The sequence below is a fragment of the Erwinia rhapontici genome, from assembly GCF_020683125.1.
In the GTDB taxonomy this organism is placed as follows: Bacteria; Pseudomonadota; Gammaproteobacteria; order Enterobacterales; family Enterobacteriaceae; genus Erwinia; species Erwinia rhapontici.
In genome coordinates this window covers 2416256-2434851 of sequence record NZ_CP085627.1, presented here as the reverse complement: position 1 = coordinate 2434851, position 18596 = coordinate 2416256, and the positions used below count along the sequence as shown (strand labels likewise).

Here is an 18596-nt window from a genome sequence, read left to right as displayed (position 1 = left end):
ATTCAGCATGCCATCGCGCAGACGCGGTCGATAGCCTGTGATTCACTCCGCTTATCTCCCTGTTGCCAGCATCTTAAGCTGATAAAAATTGGGGAAAACTAACCTCCTGTTTTACCATACGAAAATCATATATTTTCCGGTCGCGTTGCGGGTTCCACTACACCATGAAAGGCGCAGGCCGCAGCGCTAAAGGCGTACCCGGCGGATGACCGTGGTTATCGGTGAGCAGAATGATGCACTATTACGTCTGCTTTGTGATGTCACGCAATTATTTCATCTTGAAAACTAAGTCGGCATTCATTAACGTTGAAATTGCTCATCTGCTGACCAACGAGAATTGATGATGAATAATGACCCTGTGATCCGTGCAGCCACCCCGGACGACTATCCGGCGCTCTACCAAATTTGCCTGCAAACGGCGAATGCGGGGGTTGATGCCAGTGCGCTCTATTCCGACCCGGAGTACCCCGGGCAACGTTTTGCTGTTCCCTATGCGCGCTTTGCGCCCGACTTCGCGTTCGTGCTGGATGTGGACGGTGAGGTGATGGGCTATGTGGTTGCCGCCCCTGATACGCGCGCCTTTGAAGCCACGCTGAACAACGTATGGTGGCCTGAATTACAGGAAAAATATCGCCAGCGTCAGCCTGAGGCTGCGCTGGATGCCAACGTGCTAAACAGTATTCGCCATCCTGATGCTGCCGCCGGGGAACTGGTCACGCTCTATCCTGCCCATCTCCATATCAATCTGTTACCTGCACAACAAAAGGGGGGCTGGGGACGCAAACTGATTGAACATCAGCTGAATGCCCTGCGCGCAGCGGGTGTCGGTGGTGTGCATCTTGGCGTCAGCCTGCAAAATGAACAGGTGTGCGCGTTCTATCAGCGCCTGGGCTTCCAGCCTCTGCTGCGCAGCAATGCCATTTATATGGGCCAGTTACTTTGAGTGAGGCAGTTCATGACCAGTTTGCGATTGCAGAACGTTCAAAAGTCTTACGATCACATCAGTGTCATCAAAGGTATCGACCTGACGATTAACAGCGGTGAGTTTGTGGTGTTTGTCGGCCCCTCTGGCTGCGGTAAGTCCACGTTGCTGAGAATGATTGCCGGGCTGGAGGAGATCAGCGGTGGTCAGTTGCTGATTGATGAAGAGGATATGACCCAGCGTCACGCGACCGAACGCGGTGTGGCGATGGTCTTTCAGTCCTATGCGCTGTACCCGAATATGACGGTGCGCGGCAATCTGGCCTATCCGCTTGAGGTGGCCAAACGGCCTAAAGCCGAGATCGCCAGCGCCATTGCCGAAACCGCGGCAAAACTGCATCTGACCGAACTGCTGGATCGGCATCCACGTGCCCTTTCAGGCGGCCAGCGTCAGCGTGTGGCCATCGGGCGTGCCATTATTCGCCAACCGCGTATTTTCCTGTTCGATGAACCTCTGTCGAATCTGGATGCGGAACTGCGCCTTCAAATGCGTATTGAGATTGCCCGCCTGCATGCCTCCCTCGGGAATACGATGATTTACGTGACCCACGATCAGCTGGAAGCGATGACGCTGGCAGATCGCATTGTGGTGCTGCGTCAGGGGCGCATTGAACAGGTGGGTACGCCGCTGGATCTCTATCACAACCCGGACAATCTGTTCGTCGCCGGGTTTATCGGTTCGCCAAAAATGAACTTCATTGATGCCCAGGTGGTTGCGACCCGCGAAGGCCAGGTGCAACTGCGTCTGCCGTCGCTGGGCATTGATAATCTGACGCTGGCGCTGGATACCCCCTGCCACGAAGGGCAGAAAATGCGTCTGGGTATTCGCCCTGAGCACTTCCAGCCGGTGAAAGACAGCGCCAGCCCCTCGCAGTTCAGTGCGGAGCTGACCTACTGTGAGCTGCTGGGGCACACTAACTATCTCTATCTGAATACCGGGGATGAGCAGATGCTGGTGGTGGAGGAGCGCGAAGTGCATCAGCGGGAGATCGGTACACGGGTGGAATGGGTGATCCCGCCAACGCATTGTCTGGTATTTGATGAGCAGGGACAGCGAGTGCGCTGACGGGGCCTGACGGCCGGGTCAACGTCTACGGCCAGGTCAAGGGCGTTTCGCTTTCCCGCTGCGCGGGCTGAGCGACCCAGGGTGGCCAATCGCCACCACCCTGGGGACCCGGGCTTGCGGCAGGCGCATCGTCCACTGCGTGGATTCCCTCAGTCGACTGGCTTTCCGCACGGACTGGTTGTGACGGGACATCCCTGTCCCGACACGCCCTCTCGCCAACGTCCTGTTGGCTTGTCCTGGAAATCCACTCTCCTTCGGCGAGGCTTAATTGCCGCTCAAAGGTCAAAATCCACTTCAAAAGAACAATCAAAGACAGACTAAAAATAAACCAAACACAAAAGAACTATTTTGGGTTTTTGTTGGTGTTTTAATTTCTTGGGTTTGGGTTTGGGTTTGGGTTTGGGTTTGGGTTTTGATGTTGAGGCGGCAATTAAGCTGCGCTGAGGAAGCGATGTGAACCAGGATGAACCGCCAGGACGGCGGTGAAAGGGCGTGTCGGCACAGGGATGTGACGTCACGAACGGTCCGTCGGTGAACAACGCTTGCGAAGGCACCCGCTGCAAGCGGGCGCAGCGCCTGCCGCAAGCCCGGGGTCAAGGGGCGGCGGCGACTGGCCGCCCCTTGTCGCTTCGCCCGCGCAGCGGGAAAGCGAAACGCCTTTGACCTGGACCATAAGACCTTGCCCCTGACAACGTCAGCACTAACTAACGGGATTCTCTGCCTCATCATTCGCCTGCGCCGCCAGCAAATCCAACAGCTTATTGATCGCAAAACCGGCCGCCCCCAGCGCCCACATACGGCTGGATTCAGTCAAAAATTGCAGGGGCGTGGTTTGCGGCGTCAGCTTCAGGCGGTAAGCCTGGAAGTTGAGGGTAATATGGTCGAGCAGGATGCGTGAGGCCATCTGCGGCTCCATCGCCAGATACACCACGTCAGGATCATAAGCAATCGACAGGTTGGCCAGCGAAATGCCTAAATGGCGCCCCGCCTCCTCCAGTGCCTCAAGCGCATCCGGCGTGGGTGCCGCGTCCAGCGACTTCAGCGTTACTGATTTGCTTGCCTGACCTGAAGCCAGACGCTGAAGAATAGCGCGGGAAGAAGCGACATCCTCCAACAGACGCATCGAGCCATCACCCAGCAGTGCGTGACCAATCTCCCCCGCTTTACCATGTCGGCCACGATAAAGCTGGCGATCCAGTAGAATGCCGGCACCAATCCCTTTACCGTAGGTGGCAATCACCGCAGAGTGTACATTGCCCAGTTGACCAAACACCATGGCAGCCATCGCCATCGCATTCGCATCATTCTCAATAAACACCGGCAACGAGAAACGCTCGGACAGCAGCTGCGCAATCGGCACATTATCCCAGTCCAGCACATTAGAGCGGATACAGATGCCCTGCTCCGCGTCGACCAGCCCGGACAGCGCCAGCCCGATGGCACTGACGCGCTTTCCCTCCACGCCACGTAAAAATTTCGCCAGCGCATCACTGAGCTGGCGTGGCGTCATGGCGCCCGACGGGATCTGCTGTTCACCGAGTAAGTTCCCGTTGAGATCCGTCATCACGATCAGATTGCGTTCAGCATTGAGCTGAATACCGACCACGCTGGCGCGTTCAGGATTCAGTCCCAGCAGCGTTTTAGGCCGTCCCATCGACACCCGCCGCAGCCCCAACTCCTGAATAATTTCCTGAGCCAGTAGCCGGTTAGTGGCCTGTGAGACCGTCGACATGCTCAGCCCGGTGCGTACTTTTAGGTCGGACTGGCTGATCGGGGCGTTTTCAACAATCAGGCGCAGAATGCGCGCGGTTACATTTGGCGCTGTCATCGTTCCCTTATTCAGCAAATGAGGCGTGATAGTGGGCCAGCAGCAATGCGCCTGCCAGTGCATCCTGTTGCGGCGGCACCAGCAGCGCCCGGATATCATCATCCAGCCAGCGTTCGATCGGCGCAGCAAGCCCGCCCATCAGTGCAATATGACCGCTGCTCAGCAGGCGCAGGCGGCGGACTATCATCGCAATATCCTCGGCAGTCTGCCGGATTAATTTTACCGCATGAGGGTCTTGCGCGGCGGCAGCGCTAAACACCTCAGGCACCACACGTGCCCAGTCGCCCGGCGTTGCCGTACGTGTCCACAACAGCATGGTTTCCGCGCTGTGCTGAAAACGCGCCATCACGGTCTGGGTAAAGTCGGTTTTGACAATGAGATCTTCATGAGCCAGCAGCGCTTGCCGCAACGCCCGACGGCCCAGTTCGGCTCCCGAACCCTGATCGGAAAGTGCAAACCCCCAACCGCCCAGCAGCGTAAAGCGTTCACCGTCCCAGGCGGCACCCTGGCTGCCGGTGCCGACAATCAACACCGCACCCGCGCTGCCTGCGTGAGCGCCTGCACAGGCGATCTCAACATCACTCAGCACCTGCAAAGAGGCACAGGCGGGCTGCCAGTCTGCCAGCTGCGCAGCAACGGAAGCGACATTGGCCCCTGCCAGACCCGCCACCAGCGCGGTTTTCTTCAATGCATCAGGCGGAAGGCCCGCCGTGGCCATCGCCCGGGCGATCAACTGCTCAACGCTGTCGATGGCCTGTGCGAAGTCTGACCAGACATTGGCCGCTCCCCCCGTCACTTCGGCCAGTAGAACGCCCTGTTTATCGGTCAGCCTTGCACGGCAATGGGTGCCACCGCCGTCAATACCAAGGAGATAGTCAGAATGCACGGGCTGCTCCCACGTTAATCGTTGTTTCATTATTGACCGAACGATAGGTGAAAAAAACTTAAATCGCAATAACAAATAAATATGACGAAAATCACCTTCATTAAAAATGTTTTATAACAATGCATTAACCAATAACCTGGTGAAATGTCTCAGTGCGCGTGTTGACATTAGTTTTCTTGCCGTAATAAGTTGGTGGTCAGATAATCTCCAGCGAACCTGTCTGCATACGGTTAACTGGCCTTCACCTCACGCTCATGCATTTCCGTCAGGGGTTTTAACATGAAAGTAGGCATTATCGGTCTTGGTTTTCGCCTGTCCCATGTGGTTCACGAGTTCAGCAAAGCCGACCCATCATTTGAAATCGCCGGCTATTTCGATCCCGCCCCGGCGGGGCTGCCTAATCTGGCCAGCTTCGGTATTGCACCCGGTACGGCCTTTGATTCCATCGAGGCGTTATTGCAAGCGGGTGAACTCGATCTGATTCTGGTGGGTTCCCCTAACTTTATGCATCTGGAACATATTCGCCAGGCGCTGGCGGCGGGTTACCGCGTGTTCACTGAAAAGCCGGTGGTGATTAACGAAGAACAGACGATGGAGATGGCGAAGCTGGTGCGCCAGTACGGCAAGGAACGTATTCTGGTCGGTCTGGTACTGCGTTACTCCCCGCTCTACCACGATCTGCTGGCCGCCCGCGATCAGGGCCGTTTGGGCGAAATCACCTCGATGGAAGCCACCGAACACATCAAGCCTTACCACGGTGCATTCTTCCAGCGTGACTGGCGCCGTCTGGAGAAGTATGCCGGTCCCTACATTCTGGAAAAATGCTGCCATGATATCGACCTCTATCAGGGGTTGATGGCTGAACGCCCGGTGCGGGTGGCCAGCTTTGGCGGCCGTAAGTCGTTCACTCCCCAACATGCCCCGCAGGGCGCGATCACCGCAGCATCCGAGATTTATCACGAGAAACCGAGCGGCTGGTCCAGCACGGATGCTGTCTTTGACAGCGACGCAGATATTGTTGACTACCAGACAGCGATCATTGAATACGCCAACGGTGCCACCCTGTCCTTCCATGCCAATCTGAATGTGCCTGACGAGTTCCGCCGTTTCTGCGTGATGGGCACCGACGGTATGGCCGAAGGGGACTTTGTGCGTAACTACTTCCGCGTTCACAACGCGCGTACGGGCGAAAAAGAAGTGGATACCTCTTACGGTGGCAATGCGTACGACGGTCATTACGGTGCCGATGCACTGATGGCGGAAGAGATCGTCAAACACATCACTCAGGGAACGCCGCTGAAAGTCTCCGTGGTAGATGCACTGGAAGCCGGTTTGACCGCGATAAAGATTGATGAAGCGAGAAAAACACGTCAGGTCATTGATTTAACGGAAACCTGGAAAAAATTCGATGCCCACCAGGGGTAATCTGGAGGTGAGTTTGCACCTCTCCTGATCCGGTGTGTTACCCCCCTTGCCGGACAGGCTGTTATCACTTGATAGACTGGCACGCTCCCTCAACCGGCTTTCGGGCCGGTTTTTTTACGTCCATCTGCATTAACGCTTGCTTGCGGCAGAGGCGGAGTCTGCGATAGATTCGTTCTCTAAGACAAAATGGCTCACCTCTCTATCAGGTCCGGAATGTATGTTAACGACGCTTATTTATCGTAGTCGCCTGTGCAAAAGCGTCAGTCCGCATTTTCTGGAACGCCTTGCGGCTAAAGCGCAACGTTTTAATGAAACGGTCAATGTCACCGGAATTTTACTTTTCGACGGCGACTATTTCTTTCAGATACTGGAAGGTCCTTCTGAGTCGATTGATCAGGTGTTCCACCGCGTCTGTGCTGACTCCCGGCACACCCAGATTGTGCAACTGATGCGTGATTATGCGCCGGATCGCCGTTTCGGCAAGCTGGGCATGGCGGTGATTGATATGCGCAATGCCAGCGCTGAGGCAATCATTGAGCAGGTCCTGAACCAGGGCACCGCCAGATACCTGCTCACTTACGGTGATCGGGTGTTTAAATTCATCCGAACCTTTGTTAAAGGCCCGCGTAAAAACGATCTGGCCCAGCCTGATGACAGCGCGCAGTGGGATTTTCAATGCCGGGCACCGTCAGTCCAGGTCGTGCCGGTGGCATCTGAACAGGCAGCCTGCCAGTTTGCACTACAGCCTGTTGTTGAACCGGCCACAGGGAAAATAAGCTATCTGGAAGCCCTGATCCGCAGTGCTTCCGGCGGCTCCCCCGCGGATTATTTCGCCACCATTCCGGCCGATAAGCTCTACGAAGCCGATCTCCAGGCCAAAGATGTCGCCTTTGCGCTGGCCAGGCAAATGGATATTGGCAGCGCGCAAATCGCGGTGAACCTGCGACCAATGTCGCTGGTGATGCTGCCTGATGCGGTGAATATATTGCTGGAACAAATCGCCCGTAATGGTCTGGTGCCGGAACAGGTGGTAGTTGAAGTGACCGAAGATGAGTTTATTTCCCGTTTCGATGAGTTTGAAAAAGCCATCCATCAGCTACGTCATGCCGGGATCAGCCTGGCGATTGACGATTTTGGTGCGGGATTTGCCGGGTTATCACTGCTGGCCCGCCTTCAGCCAGAAAAGCTGAAAATCGACCGCTGTCTGATCGAAGCGATTCATACCAATGGCCCTAAGCAGGCAATTGTTCAGGCTATCGTGAACTGCTGCGCCTCACTGGAGATCACCGTGGTGGCAGAAGGCGTGGAAACCGCTGCCGAGTGGCGTTGGCTGGAAGCCGCAGGTATCCGCCATTTCCAGGGTTACCTTTTTGCCCGGCCGCTGCTTAATGGAATACCTGCCGTGGCCTGGCCGCATAAAGTTTGATGCGGCCTAACCCCGGCGCTGCTCTCTGCCGTGCCGGGGTTAGGTTAAGAGTGTTACCGCCTTATGCCGCGGTGGTAAAGCGCGAAACGGAATGCAGCAGACCCTCCGCCTGATCGCGCAGGGAATTTGCCGCTGATGACGACTGCTCAACCAGCGCCGCATTCTGTTGTGTCACATTATCCATCTCGTTAATCGCTACGCCCACCTGCGAAATACCCCGGTTCTGTTCGTCGGAAGCCTGAGCAATCTCTTGTAGAATGCCGGTTACGCTCTCCGCAGAAGTGACAATGTCACGCATGGTGCCACCTGCCTGCTCCACCAGCCCGGCCCCCATATCGATCTGCCTGACCGATGCCTCAATCAGCCCGCCAATTTCTTTCGCTGCCTCGGCGCTGCGCTGCGCCAGATTTCTGACTTCACTGGCCACCACAGCAAAACCGCGCCCCTGCTCCCCGGCACGCGCAGCTTCAACTGCGGCATTCAGTGCCAGAATGTTGGTCTGGAACGCAATACTGTTAATGACTGACGTGATATCACTGATTTTTGTCGAACTGGCCGTAATCGCCCGCATGGTTTCCGTCACCTGGCTGACAATTACCCCGCCTTTATTGGCCATTTCCGCCGTGGTCTGGGCAAGGCTGGTGGAATGATGGATATTCTCAACGTTATGCTTAACCGTGGCGGTTAACTGCTCCATGCTGGCAGCGGTCTGCTCCAGTGCGGCAGCCTGCTCTTCCGTCCTCGAAGACAAATCATTATTGCCATCGGCAATCTCGGCAGAAGCCATGTTCACCTGTGCAACACCGTTGCGAATATCACCGATGATGCGGCGCAGATCTTCATTCATACCGCCGATGGCATTAGTCAGTGTGCCCATCTCATCGCGGCGCGAGGTGGTCAGGCTGGTACTGAGGTCCCCACCAGAAATACGCTGAGTAAAGGCCAGAATGGCGGATAACGGCGTGGTGATTTGACGGGTGATAATCAGGGTGGTGGCTACGCCCATGATCACCGCCGCCAGCAGAATGATCGTCATCCAGAAGATGGCGTCGTCGATATCGGTTTGCGTGGCACCGATCTCGTCTTCAAACAGCTGACCGCTAATGGTCGTGAGGCTGGAACCCGCCTTCGCCAACGTGCCTGTCGCCTCCTGTTCTGCCAGGAATGAGGTGCGATAGCCCGCCACGCTCTCTTTTTTCTGATTCAGTACACTGGCGATGTTCTGTAAACGTTCGCTGTTGTCAGGCGTCATTTGCGGCACCAGATTTTGTATTAACTGCACGGACTCTGCCAGGAAACCGGTTAACGCATTCTGCGCGGCTTCCGTATTTTGCAATTCCAGCAGCGTTAAGCGGGTTGAGACGCCATCAAGATGCTTGTTCACCTCAGACAGTGCTGCTTCCAGCGCTGCCGCATCAGCCCGGCCTGCAAAGCCTGAAGAAATCTGCGCGATCGCATTTTTCTCGTTACTGATAGAAAGTGCTGCGGCTATCTGAACGCGTTTTTGGGTTTCAAGCACCGTTTGGGCTCGTTTATCACGATACTCCGCGATCAGTCCGGTCAGGCTGTTGAGCAAGGTCAACTGCTCAGGGTGCCAGGGCAGCTGTTTCAGCAGGCCGATCTCGGTTTCGATTTGCTGCAAGTGTTTATCATTAGCGATGATAAACTGCTCGTCATGGGTTTTAATAAATTGCATACGCGTATCCTTCGCCAGCGCAAACTGATCGGTGACGAGTTTCAGCATACGAACTTTTTCTGCCCGGACAGCGATATCATTAAGATTCTTAATGCCACAGAGTGCGACAGCGATGCTGAGGATCAGCACAATGCCGAAACCTGTCATCAATTTTTTCCCAACGCTCATATTTTCAAAGTAAACAAACAACTTTTTCATTGGATAACCTTCCGTTGTTGAACAACAATTGTTTAAGAAAATCGCTCAGTTATCGGCAGGATTTGTTAAATAAACAGTTTATTTAGTTACTTAATTATCACGTAATGGTCACAATTTCAGAGGGACTGATGAATGGAATTTACCCAGGTTGGCGATATCCCTGAGGCAGACAGAGAAGCGCTGCTAGAAGGGCTGAGAGGATATAACCGCCAGTTTATTGATAAAAGCGGCTGGGGACCTGTCGGCGTTTTTTGCCGCGATCAACAGGGCATTATCATCGGGGGAGTGATGGCGTCTCTGGTGGGGATCTGGCTGTCGATTGACTATTTATGGGTCAGCGAAAATATCAGAGGCGCGGGCGTTGGCGCTCAACTGATTCAGATAGCCGAAGAAGAAGCGAAATCAAAAGGTGCACAGCATGTTCTCGTTGATACCTTCAGCTTTCAGGCACTGCCCTTTTATGAAAAGCAGGGATTTGTGCTGCAAATGACATTGCCCGATTTTCCCGACCCGGGTATGCAGCGTCATTATCTGACTAAACGCCTCAGGTAGCTGATGTTTTTTCTTCCGCGCCAGATAATCTTTATCGGCGCGGATCATTCCTTCAACCACTGATTGTTTAAATTAAGAAAATACTTTTGTTTTACGATGTTATTTGCTCCGTCCTTGAAATCTACAGACCCATATCCAGTATCGTAAATACCCCACTTCCCAGAAGATCCATCCTTAAAAATGACCGTTCCCGTCACGATACAAGGAGAGTAATAGTCGTGTAACCATCTATAGCCTTGATCCGATACCTGCGCTTTAGCAAAAAAATCGATCAATTGATCTTTGGTCGGGTTCCAGCCTTTACAAATCATCCGATAGTTATTGGGATCGTCTTTAGTGTCTTCCACCGAATGACCGCTTTCCACTATCTCCAGATGAGTGATTTCCACACCAGCCTGCAGTGATAAAGGGAGAATCAACAAAATTGAAGCTATTAAGCATTTCATTAATTCCATTTTGCTGTGCTCGCTTCTGTTTTATTTTTCCTGGCAATTTCTGGATGGCTGTAAACCTCTGTCATGGGTACATTGAATGTAGAAGCCAAAGAGACTTAAACCTTAACAATTATATGAGATTACGTCTCTAGTGGTTTTTCCTGGAATACGAGAATGTCTTCTGCCCTGCTAGCCAAACGCCTGCTGATGTTTTTTCTTCCGCGCCAGATAATCTTTATCGGCGCGGATCTTATCCCAGCAGGTTTTAAATACAGCGGCGGCAGCCGCTTTCTCCTCATTAACTTCATAAGGCAGCAGCTTGCCATCGGCATCGTATTTCTTCCCGCCTTTATGATTGGCATAACGCCGGGCGCGCGTGTAGCCCATCTGTATAAACTTCCGGGCCATGTCCATACCGACAAAATCATCGTGAGTGCGGTAGTGTTCAAACAGTGACATGATCTTTTCGGACGATGTTTCAGCCAGGGCTACGGTCTTGAACCGCCAGTGCGGCAGAATCTCACTTTTGTAAGGTTCAACCATCAATACCCCCTGCTCACCGCGTCCGACCTGGTATTGCTCAGGATGCTGGCGAAAGTCGATCTGTTTAAAATCCTGCTGGTAGTCAAATGCCTTCATGCACGCACGTCCTTTCATTTCATGTTGATGCTATCTGGCCATCAGGCCACTCTTTAAGCCTGGCATACTGAACGGCGACGGGGTCGTTGAACGGCAAAAAGGCCCCCGAAGGAGCCCGCGTGCTTTACTATCCGGCAGTCATAGTGTGTTGTCGTTCTGCACCGGTCTGAACATAACTCACTCCGATTGCTGTTGTGCAATGGCTGTCAGCTTATCGTCCGTGTCTTTTTCTTCCTGCAAGGTTTCATTCAGCAGTTGAGCCGCCTCTTTATAGCCGAGTTTGGTGGCCAGCGCCGACAGCGTGCCGTAAGTCGCTATCTCGTAATGCTCCACTTTCTGCGCGGCCCCGATTAAGCCCGCATCACGTACCGGGCCTGCCTCAACGGAGTCGATAATCTCCTGCGCTTCTTCCACCAGACCTTCCAGAGCGTGGCACTTCATGCGCTTGATTTTTACGCCATCCGTTATCTCCACCAGCTGATCGATACGCTCAATTTGTCCGCGCGTTTCCTCCAGGTGCAGCTTAAAAGCGGCGACCAACTGCTCGTCTGTTGCTGCCCGCGCCATTTTTGGCAATGCACGGGATATCTGTTTTTCTGCACTATAAACATCAGATAATTCATGAATAAAAAGATCTTCAAGCGTTTTAATTGTCATAATATTTTCTTCCAATAAGTAGCAGGGATAATTAGAGTGCTGACCTAACAAGCCTGGCGTACTTCACAATAAAAGAACGATAAAAAAAGAGGGGCGGTAAATAAATGACGTTATTATTGCATTCAGGCGAAGCGCGGGGCTTTAGCAACGGGCTGTTTTCATGACCATTGCGACAGATAAATTTTAAATGAAAATCATGATGAAAAAAGTAAAAAAGGAATGCGCTGAAATAGAATATTGCCACGATAGGATGAAATTTTATTTTCCAGGTTTTTTTATGGATTTGGAGTTGTGAAAATTAGGAAAAAAACCAAATTGCAGTGGTATCTCCTGAATGACGCAGTAGAAAGGTGCTTAACAACCGCCTGGCGCCATTAAAACAGAGATTGAGGTGTAATTCGATATTTTAAGGATTTAACACGACATTGCCCCCCCCTGGGTATAGAGTGTTAAAAGAAGGTTGATTTATAAATACCCTTCAAAGGCTAAACTTAATCATTAAAAATGATCATATCAGGCCGAGGCAGGGGTGTTTATTTTTAGTGTTGTTTTCTTTGTGGTAAGTCTATTTTCCTTTTAATTCGGAGAGTTATGGATAAAAATCATCTCTTCTCGCGTCTGGAAAAGTGGCCGTTGATCAAATTCGATCATGCCAACATTGTTCAGGATGGCGATCATGGAACCTTTAATGCCAAAACTTCATTGTATGCCTTTGATGTCAATGAAAATAAAGCAAAATTATTTATCCGTGATGTTTCGCCAGGAACAGACATTGTGGCAATGATAGATCTCTACACTAACTGGATAAAAGAATTTAAAAAAACAACTACATCGCCATAATGAAATTAATTTCTCGTTTTGTGAGGCCTGTACCATGTCATTTCTTAGTGATGTTATGAAGCGTATTAACACGGCAACGACATCGACGGTAACGTGCCCGTTGTGTGGACACCGTTCATCTCATGCAGCCAGCAAAATTCGTCAAAACCAGACATTACTTTGCCCTGCCTGTAAATCACTGTTTATTGTTAATCATCAGTAAACGCGACTTCACCTATTTCATCGACCACCCTTCTCGCAGCTGCTGAATTTTGATTGTTTACACCATTCAGAGAGATCGTTTCTGAAATGATTTCACAACTGCTCCTGTGCGTTTCCCCGCCTGACGAGCAATAATATGAAATTAAGCATTAAATCTCCATTTATGACGATGTTACGCGCAAAAATCGCCACAATAAAAACAGCCTGGACGGGGGCACCTGCCCGGGCGATGGATAGTGTGATTAAAGCAGAATTATTTTCAGCCGCCCAGATGGCGCATTTCGGTCAGAAACTGGCGCGTTCGCATCGATTATCACCTGATAAAATCCCCTGGTATCTGCTGAAACGTCTGGACGACAATGAATCAGTCATTGCCCAAAACTGCTTTGCCCTGCAATGCCGCAAAGAGGCAGACCAGCTTCGCGATAACCTTAACAGCGCCGGCTGGGACGGTGAATGGTATCGACGCGGTTATTTTGATAACGGCGAACCGCTGGGTTCCCATCTGTCGCAGGCCTGCCAGATTGATGCTATCGCGCAGAGCTGGGCTGTCCTCTCCGGTGCCGGAACGCCGGAACAGTGCACAAAAGCCATGCAATCACTGGATGCACGGTTGGTTGATGACAACGCAGGGATGATCAAACTGTTAACGCCGCCGTTTAATGGCGATGGGCCGAATCCCGGCTATATTCAGGGCTACGTCCCGGGCGTGCATGAAAACGGCGGGCAGTATACGCATGGTGCTATCTGGGCGGTGATGGCCTTTGCCCAAATGGGCAACAGTGAAAGAGCCTGGCAACTGTGGTCGTTGATCAATCCAATCAATCACAGCCTGGATGCCGATGCGGTGGCACGCTATAAAGTTGAACCCTGGGTGATGACGGCGGATGTCTACAGTGTCGCACCACACACCGGACGCGGTGGATGGAGCTGGTACACCGGATCGGCGGGCTGGGCTTACCGCCTGCTGGTGGAGTCTCTGCTGGGGATTACCCGCCATGCGGATGCGCTGGCAGTCAGGCCATTACTGCCTGCACACTGGCCTTCCGTCAGCCTGACGTATCAGCATGGCAGCAGCGAATATCATATTCAGGTGGTGCGCAGTGAGGGGGATTATCACATCACGCTGGATGGCGCGGATCTGACGGAGGATTGCATTCCCCTACGGGATGAGGGGCAGCACCATCATGTGACGATCCACCTGGGAGGAGAAGATCAATCCGGCACCCGCTGACGGCATACTGTCAACAGGAGTTGCCGCAGCCAGCGGTGCGCCGGGTCCACTTCCGAGCGCGGGTGCCACATCTGTGACACGGTGATGGCACCGGTTTTGACCGGCAGTTCAAAACGGTACAACAGCCCGGCTGGCTGATTAAGCAGGAAGGATGCCGGCACCAGCGCCACCAGATCGGAGGCGCGCGCCACGGCCAGCGCAGCCGGAAAAGCAGGCACCACGGCGCTGACCCGCCGTTGCACGCCCTGTTCTGCCAGCGCCTGGTCCACCGGGCCTTCCGCCCTTCCGCTGCGTGAGGCCACCACATGCCCCCAGGCAACATAATCACTGACGCTGACATCAGGTAACTGCGACAGCGGATGGCCCTGACGCACCACACCGACGAAACGATCGCGGAACAGCGCCTGCACACGAATTTCCGGGCCCATCTCGCCCAGCACACCAATCTCCAGATCCACGCGTCCTTCGCGCAGCGGCTTGACGCTTTTCTCCGGTTTGGGGGCAAAAACCAGACGGACCAACGGCGCGGATAGCGCTGCTGTCGCAATCAATGCCGGGCCAAAAGCTTCAACAAATCCGTCATTGGCGCGCAGCGTAAACGTGCAGTCCAGACTGGCGGGATGCTGTTCGGCCACCGCAGGACGCAGCACCGCACGGGCTTCTAAGACCGCGTTCTGACTGCGTTCGCGGATCGCTTCGGCCCAGGGCGTCAGCACCATGTTGCGCCCGGCACGCACCAGCAACGGATCGCCCGTAACGCTGCGCAGGCGGCTGAGCGTGCGGCTCATGGCCGAGGCGCTTAAACCCAGACGGCGTGCCGCTGCCGCCACGCTGGCCTCATTCAGCAGCACATCCAGCGCAATCAGTAAGTTGAGATCGGGTTCCGTCGTCATTTCAGCGCACCAGCGCCGTCAGTTCAGGTTCGGCCATCAGCCGCTGCCAGGCATGTTCCACTGCGTGAGGCACATCCACATGGCCGATAAACCCAAGGCCCAGGGGACCATAGCCCTCTTTGTCATCACGCAGCCGCCGCACTTCTCCCAGCACCATCGAAACATAGCGGTCCAGTGCCCACAATCCCTGTGGCGATGCCGCCCCGGTGATCACCGGCTGGCCGTCCTGTAGCACCAGCTGCGGCACGAACACCGGCCAGCTGATGAAATCGACCTGTTGCCCCTGGCGCTGCCACTCATGATGGAAGGTTTCGGTGGTTCTGCGCTGCATCAGCGGGTCCTGAATCAGAATGATACGCTGTGCCGGCAGGTCCCGCGCCAGCAGATTTCGACGGCTGAAGGCAGCATTCTCACCGCAGTGACGCGATTGATCTTCAATAATCAGCCGATCTGCCTTAATGCCGGAGAGTTGCACGGCTGCATCGGCCAGCAGCTGTGCTTCGCTCGATGCATCGCTGTTGACCTGTACTGTGTTCAATGCGGTTTTCAGCAGTTCGGTGGAGTGACCTGTGCCGCCACTCAGTAACAAAGGAATTGAGGTGTCAGCCAGCCGGGTAAAGGCCCCGATCAGCCCCGGCAGCACGGCATGGCCAGCCAGAATAGCCACATCAGCGTGCAGCTCCTGTTCGCCGTTGACATCATTAACGGCAAGCCAGTGTGAAATGGTATTAAGAGAGTCAATGTTCTGCGGGGTCAGGATCATATGCGGGCTTTTAATAAGTGAACACCTGGCAGATGATATCACTGATACTTTACATTTTGCGAACAGGCATAGCGCTGAAGCTATACCTGCTGTGAAACCCGGATTAATCCGGTGTTGCCGTCGTCAGACAGACATTACAGGGCCAGATCGACCACGATGCGGCCTTCAATTTTCCCGGCATGCATGCGGGCAAAGATATCATTGATATTTGCCAGCGGCTCAACCGAAATATTTGCCGCTACCTTGTGGCGACCCGCAAAGTCGAGCGCTTCCTGCAGGTCTTTACGCGTCCCCACGATCGAACCGCGCACGGTAATGCCGTCCAGCACCATATCGAAGATCGACAGGTCAAATTTACCCGGTGGCAGACCGTTCAGTACCATGGTGCCGCCGCGACGCATCGTACCAATCGCCTGTTCAAAGGCTTTGGGTGATACCGCCGTCACCAGCACCGCATGTGCGCCGCCGAACGCGTCTTTAAACACTTTTGCCGGGTCAACGTTACGGGCGTTTGCTGTGACAGTGGCGCCGAGACGTTTGGCAAAGGCCAGTTTTTCGTCGTCGATATCGACGGCGGCCACATTAAAGCCCATGGCTACGGCGTACTGAACGGCCATATGGCCCAACCCGCCAATACCGGAAATGACCACCCAATCCCCCGCTTTGGCTTCGGTCATTTTCAGACCTTTGTACACGGTAACCCCGGCACAGAGGATCGGGGCGATTTCATTGTAATCGATGTTATCCGGCAGGATGCCAACGTAGTTAGCATCGGCCAGACAGTATTCGGCAAAGCTACCGTTAACCGAATAACCGGCGTTTTGCTGCGAATGGCACAGGGTTTCCCAACTGTCCAGACAGTGTTCGCAGTGGCCACAGGCAGAGTACAGCCAGGGGACGCCCACGCGATCCCCTTCCTTTATATGCTTTACGCCATCACCTACCGCGACCACATACCCCACGCCTTCATGGCCCGGAATAAACGGCGGCTGAGGTTTCACCGGCCAGTCACCTTCGGCAGCATGCAGGTCAGTATGACAGACACCCGTGGCCACCACTTTCACCAGCAGCTGGCCCGGCCCGACTTCAGGGATCGGCACCTGCTCAATCACCAGCGGTTCGCCAAAGGCTTTCACTACTGCGGCTTTCATCGTTTTCATTATTCAATCCTCGAAAGAAAACAGGCTTAAAACAGCCCTAACGGTGCTGTGTCATAACTGACCAGCAGATTTTTGGTTTGCTGATAGGCATTCAACGCCATCTTGTGCGTTTCACGGCCCACGCCGGACTGTTTGTATCCCCCAAAGGCCGCATGTGCCGGGTAGATGTGATAGCAGTTAGTCCATACGCGCCCGGCCTTGATGCTGCGGCCCATGCGATACGCCAGATTGGTGTCACGCGTCCAGATACCTGCGCCCAACCCGAACTGGGTTTCATTGGCGATGGACAGCGCTTCGGCTTCATCTTTAAAGGTAGTGACCCCGATCACCGGGCCAAAGATCTCTTCCTGGAAGCAGCGCATCTGATTGTCGCCCTGGATGAGCGTTGGCTGAATGTAATAGCCGTTATCCAGCTCTTTGCTGATGCTGGCACGTTCGCCGCCGGTCAGGATTTTTCCGCCTTCCAGGCGCGCGATATCAATATACGAGAGGATTTTGTCGAACTGCTGGCGTGATGCCTGTGCGCCAATCATGGTGTCGGTGTCCAGCGGATCGCCACGACGGATGGTCGCCACTTTCGCCATCACTTTTTCCATAAACGGCGCATAGATTGATTCGTGGATCAGTGCGCGTGACGGACAGGTGCAGACCTCGCCCTGGTTGAAGAAGCCCAGAACCAGCCCCTCTACCGCCTTGTCGATAAACTCCGGCTCGCCGTTCATCACATCGGCGAAGTAGATATTCGGTGACTTGCCGCCCAGCTCGACGGTGCAGGGAATAATGTTTTCTGCCGCGCAGGCCATGATATGACGGCCAACCGGTGTGGAGCCGGTAAAGGCGATTTTGGCAATGCGCTTGCTGGTTGCCAGGGCTTCGCCCGCTTCACGGCCAAAGCCCTGCACCACGTTGAGCACGCCCGCCGGGAAGAGGTCGCCTGCCAGTTCCAGCAACAGCGTGATACCCAGTGGGGTTTGCTCTGCGGGTTTCAGCACCACACAGTTTCCGGCTGCCAGCGCCGGGGCCAGTTTCCAGGCGGCCATCAGCAGCGGGAAGTTCCACGGGATAATCTGCCCGACCACGCCCAGCGGTTCATGGAAATGGTAGGCCACGGTTTTTTCATCGATTTCGTTGGCGCTCCCTTCCTGGGCACGCAGGCACCCGGCAAAGTAACGAAAATGGTCAACCGCCAGCGGCAGGTCGGCATTCAGCGTTTCGCGGATTGGCTTACCGTTATCCCAGCTTTCTGCCACGGCAAGGTATTCCAGATTGGCTTCTATACGATCGGCCAGCTGCAACAGCAGATTAGAACGATACTGCACGCTGGTTTTTCCCCAGGCGTCGGCCGCACGGTGGGCGGCATCTAACGCCGCCTCGATATCACGGGCATCAGAACGCGGGAACTGCGCAATGTCGCTGCCGTTCACCGGAGAGGTGTTCATAAAATACTGACCGCTTTGCGGTTCGACGAATTTGCCATCAATAAAGTTGCCATAGGCCGCTTTGAAAGAAACTAAAGCACCGGGTGTACCAGGATGGGAATAACGCATCGCAAAATCCTCTTGTAGGGTAGGTCTTTGAGAGATAAACAACCGCAGCGCGATCCTGTCCCGGACGTTGTTACGATTGCCTCTTTCCCATTGCACACCCCGTGCCAATTTTTTACCTTAGTGGAATTGTAAAAATAATGATGATTATCAGAGTAATACGAAGTGAGTGA

Annotated in this window: 17 protein-coding genes and 1 pseudogene; 8 read left to right on the top strand and 10 right to left on the bottom strand. The window is 54.0% G+C overall.

The features are described from left to right. Positions 1-343 precede the first annotated feature (343 nt). Positions 344-943 (top strand): GNAT family N-acetyltransferase, encoded by a 600-nt coding sequence (locus tag LJN55_RS11475; RefSeq protein ID WP_171148686.1) that lies wholly within the window; start codon positions 344-346, stop codon positions 941-943. Between the two features lie 12 nt (positions 944-955). After that, positions 956-2047, top strand: a complete 1092-nt coding sequence (locus tag LJN55_RS11470; protein ID WP_171148524.1) for an ABC transporter ATP-binding protein — start codon at positions 956-958, stop codon at positions 2045-2047. A gap of 700 nt (positions 2048-2747) precedes the next feature. Here the strand turns inward: LJN55_RS11470 and LJN55_RS11465 are convergent. Both LJN55_RS11465 and LJN55_RS11460 read right to left on the bottom strand, forming a co-directional pair. Then, positions 2748-3875, bottom strand: a complete 1128-nt coding sequence (locus LJN55_RS11465; protein ID WP_227536289.1) for an ROK family transcriptional regulator — start codon at positions 3873-3875, stop codon at positions 2748-2750. Between the two features lie 7 nt (positions 3876-3882). Continuing rightward, entirely contained in the window at positions 3883-4761 is an 879-nt protein-coding gene (locus LJN55_RS11460; protein ID WP_133846541.1) for a BadF/BadG/BcrA/BcrD ATPase family protein, read from the bottom strand. A 279-nt stretch (positions 4762-5040) separates the two neighbouring features. Here LJN55_RS11460 and LJN55_RS11455 point away from each other — a divergent pair, with 279 nt between their 5' ends. Both LJN55_RS11455 and LJN55_RS11450 read left to right on the top strand, forming a co-directional pair. After that, positions 5041-6186, top strand: coding sequence for a Gfo/Idh/MocA family protein (locus LJN55_RS11455; RefSeq protein WP_159338152.1), 1146 nt, complete (start codon positions 5041-5043; stop codon positions 6184-6186). A gap of 217 nt (positions 6187-6403) precedes the next feature. Beyond that, the gene (locus LJN55_RS11450; RefSeq protein ID WP_227536288.1) at positions 6404-7612 is read left to right on the top strand and encodes a diguanylate phosphodiesterase; all 1209 of its coding nucleotides are present in this window, start codon (positions 6404-6406) and stop codon (positions 7610-7612) included. A gap of 61 nt (positions 7613-7673) precedes the next feature. Here LJN55_RS11450 and LJN55_RS11445 read toward each other — a convergent pair whose 3' ends face one another. Then, positions 7674-9506, bottom strand: coding sequence for a methyl-accepting chemotaxis protein (locus tag LJN55_RS11445; RefSeq protein WP_171148528.1), 1833 nt, complete (start codon positions 9504-9506; stop codon positions 7674-7676). 132 nt (positions 9507-9638) lie between these two features. Here LJN55_RS11445 and LJN55_RS11440 point away from each other — a divergent pair, with 132 nt between their 5' ends. Beyond that, positions 9639-10058 carry a GNAT family N-acetyltransferase gene (locus LJN55_RS11440; protein WP_227536287.1) on the top strand — a complete coding sequence of 140 codons (420 nt, stop codon included), beginning with the start codon at positions 9639-9641 and terminating at the stop codon, positions 10056-10058. Positions 10059-10102: 44 nt separating this feature from the next. Here LJN55_RS11440 and LJN55_RS11435 read toward each other — a convergent pair whose 3' ends face one another. From LJN55_RS11435 to LJN55_RS11425, 3 genes are all read right to left on the bottom strand, one after another. After that, positions 10103-10513: a hypothetical protein gene (locus tag LJN55_RS11435; protein WP_227536286.1), complete on the bottom strand. Its 411-nt coding sequence runs from the start codon at positions 10511-10513 to the stop codon at positions 10103-10105. A 168-nt stretch (positions 10514-10681) separates the two neighbouring features. Continuing rightward, entirely contained in the window at positions 10682-11131 is a 450-nt protein-coding gene (locus LJN55_RS11430; protein WP_133846533.1) for a DUF4385 domain-containing protein, read from the bottom strand. A 177-nt stretch (positions 11132-11308) separates the two neighbouring features. Next, positions 11309-11788, bottom strand: coding sequence for a YciE/YciF ferroxidase family protein (locus tag LJN55_RS11425; RefSeq protein WP_159338158.1), 480 nt, complete (start codon positions 11786-11788; stop codon positions 11309-11311). A 591-nt stretch (positions 11789-12379) separates the two neighbouring features. Between LJN55_RS11425 and LJN55_RS11420 the strand changes: the two genes are divergently transcribed. The 3 genes and pseudogenes from LJN55_RS11420 to LJN55_RS11410 form a co-directional block, all read left to right on the top strand. Next, positions 12380-12628, top strand: coding sequence for a hypothetical protein (locus LJN55_RS11420; RefSeq protein ID WP_227536285.1), 249 nt, complete (start codon positions 12380-12382; stop codon positions 12626-12628). 34 nt (positions 12629-12662) lie between these two features. After that, a complete protein-coding gene (locus tag LJN55_RS24040; protein WP_213202360.1) occupies positions 12663-12830 on the top strand; it encodes a YnfU family zinc-binding protein in 168 nt (55 codons plus the stop codon). A 387-nt stretch (positions 12831-13217) separates the two neighbouring features. Then, a pseudogene (locus LJN55_RS11410) lies at positions 13218-14063 on the top strand (GH36-type glycosyl hydrolase domain-containing protein); the annotation flags it as partial. Here LJN55_RS11410 and LJN55_RS11405 read toward each other — a convergent pair. The 4 genes from LJN55_RS11405 to exaC form a co-directional block, all read right to left on the bottom strand. Continuing rightward, complete coding sequence (locus tag LJN55_RS11405; RefSeq protein WP_159338160.1) at positions 14045-14956, bottom strand: LysR family transcriptional regulator; 912 nt, start codon at positions 14954-14956, stop codon at positions 14045-14047. The pseudogene LJN55_RS11410 and the gene LJN55_RS11405 overlap by 19 nt on opposite strands. A 1-nt stretch (position 14957) precedes the next feature. Further along, positions 14958-15719, bottom strand: a complete 762-nt coding sequence (locus tag LJN55_RS11400; protein ID WP_227536284.1) for a YdcF family protein — start codon at positions 15717-15719, stop codon at positions 14958-14960. A 134-nt stretch (positions 15720-15853) separates the two neighbouring features. Further along, complete coding sequence (gene adhP, locus LJN55_RS11395; protein WP_200642050.1) at positions 15854-16879, bottom strand: alcohol dehydrogenase AdhP; 1026 nt, start codon at positions 16877-16879, stop codon at positions 15854-15856. Between the two features lie 26 nt (positions 16880-16905). Continuing rightward, positions 16906-18426 carry an acetaldehyde dehydrogenase ExaC gene (exaC, locus tag LJN55_RS11390; protein ID WP_133846526.1) on the bottom strand — a complete coding sequence of 507 codons (1521 nt, stop codon included), beginning with the start codon at positions 18424-18426 and terminating at the stop codon, positions 16906-16908. Positions 18427-18596 lie beyond the last annotated feature (170 nt).

Excerpts from the sequence above, each read along its gene's own strand:
- LJN55_RS11455 (WP_159338152.1), top strand. The coding sequence starts at position 5,041 with ATGAAAGTAGGCATTATCGGTCTTGGTTTTCGCCTGTCCCATGTGGTT.
- LJN55_RS11450 (WP_227536288.1), top strand. The coding sequence starts at position 6,404 with ATGTTAACGACGCTTATTTATCGTAGTCGCCTGTGCAAAAGCGTCAGT.
- LJN55_RS11435 (WP_227536286.1), bottom strand. The coding sequence starts at position 10,513 with ATGGAATTAATGAAATGCTTAATAGCTTCAATTTTGTTGATTCTCCCT.
- LJN55_RS11470 (WP_171148524.1), top strand. The coding sequence starts at position 956 with ATGACCAGTTTGCGATTGCAGAACGTTCAAAAGTCTTACGATCACATC.
- LJN55_RS11440 (WP_227536287.1), top strand. The coding sequence starts at position 9,639 with ATGGAATTTACCCAGGTTGGCGATATCCCTGAGGCAGACAGAGAAGCG.
- LJN55_RS11465 (WP_227536289.1), bottom strand. The coding sequence starts at position 3,875 with ATGACAGCGCCAAATGTAACCGCGCGCATTCTGCGCCTGATTGTTGAA.
- exaC (WP_133846526.1), bottom strand. The coding sequence starts at position 18,426 with ATGCGTTATTCCCATCCTGGTACACCCGGTGCTTTAGTTTCTTTCAAA.
- adhP (WP_200642050.1), bottom strand. The coding sequence starts at position 16,879 with ATGAAAACGATGAAAGCCGCAGTAGTGAAAGCCTTTGGCGAACCGCTG.
- LJN55_RS11405 (WP_159338160.1), bottom strand. The coding sequence starts at position 14,956 with ATGACGACGGAACCCGATCTCAACTTACTGATTGCGCTGGATGTGCTG.
- LJN55_RS11445 (WP_171148528.1), bottom strand. The coding sequence starts at position 9,506 with ATGAAAAAGTTGTTTGTTTACTTTGAAAATATGAGCGTTGGGAAAAAA.
- LJN55_RS24040 (WP_213202360.1), top strand. The coding sequence starts at position 12,663 with ATGTCATTTCTTAGTGATGTTATGAAGCGTATTAACACGGCAACGACA.
- LJN55_RS11475 (WP_171148686.1), top strand. The coding sequence starts at position 344 with ATGAATAATGACCCTGTGATCCGTGCAGCCACCCCGGACGACTATCCG.
- LJN55_RS11430 (WP_133846533.1), bottom strand. The coding sequence starts at position 11,131 with ATGAAGGCATTTGACTACCAGCAGGATTTTAAACAGATCGACTTTCGC.
- LJN55_RS11400 (WP_227536284.1), bottom strand. The coding sequence starts at position 15,719 with ATGATCCTGACCCCGCAGAACATTGACTCTCTTAATACCATTTCACAC.
- LJN55_RS11425 (WP_159338158.1), bottom strand. The coding sequence starts at position 11,788 with ATGACAATTAAAACGCTTGAAGATCTTTTTATTCATGAATTATCTGAT.
- LJN55_RS11420 (WP_227536285.1), top strand. The coding sequence starts at position 12,380 with ATGGATAAAAATCATCTCTTCTCGCGTCTGGAAAAGTGGCCGTTGATC.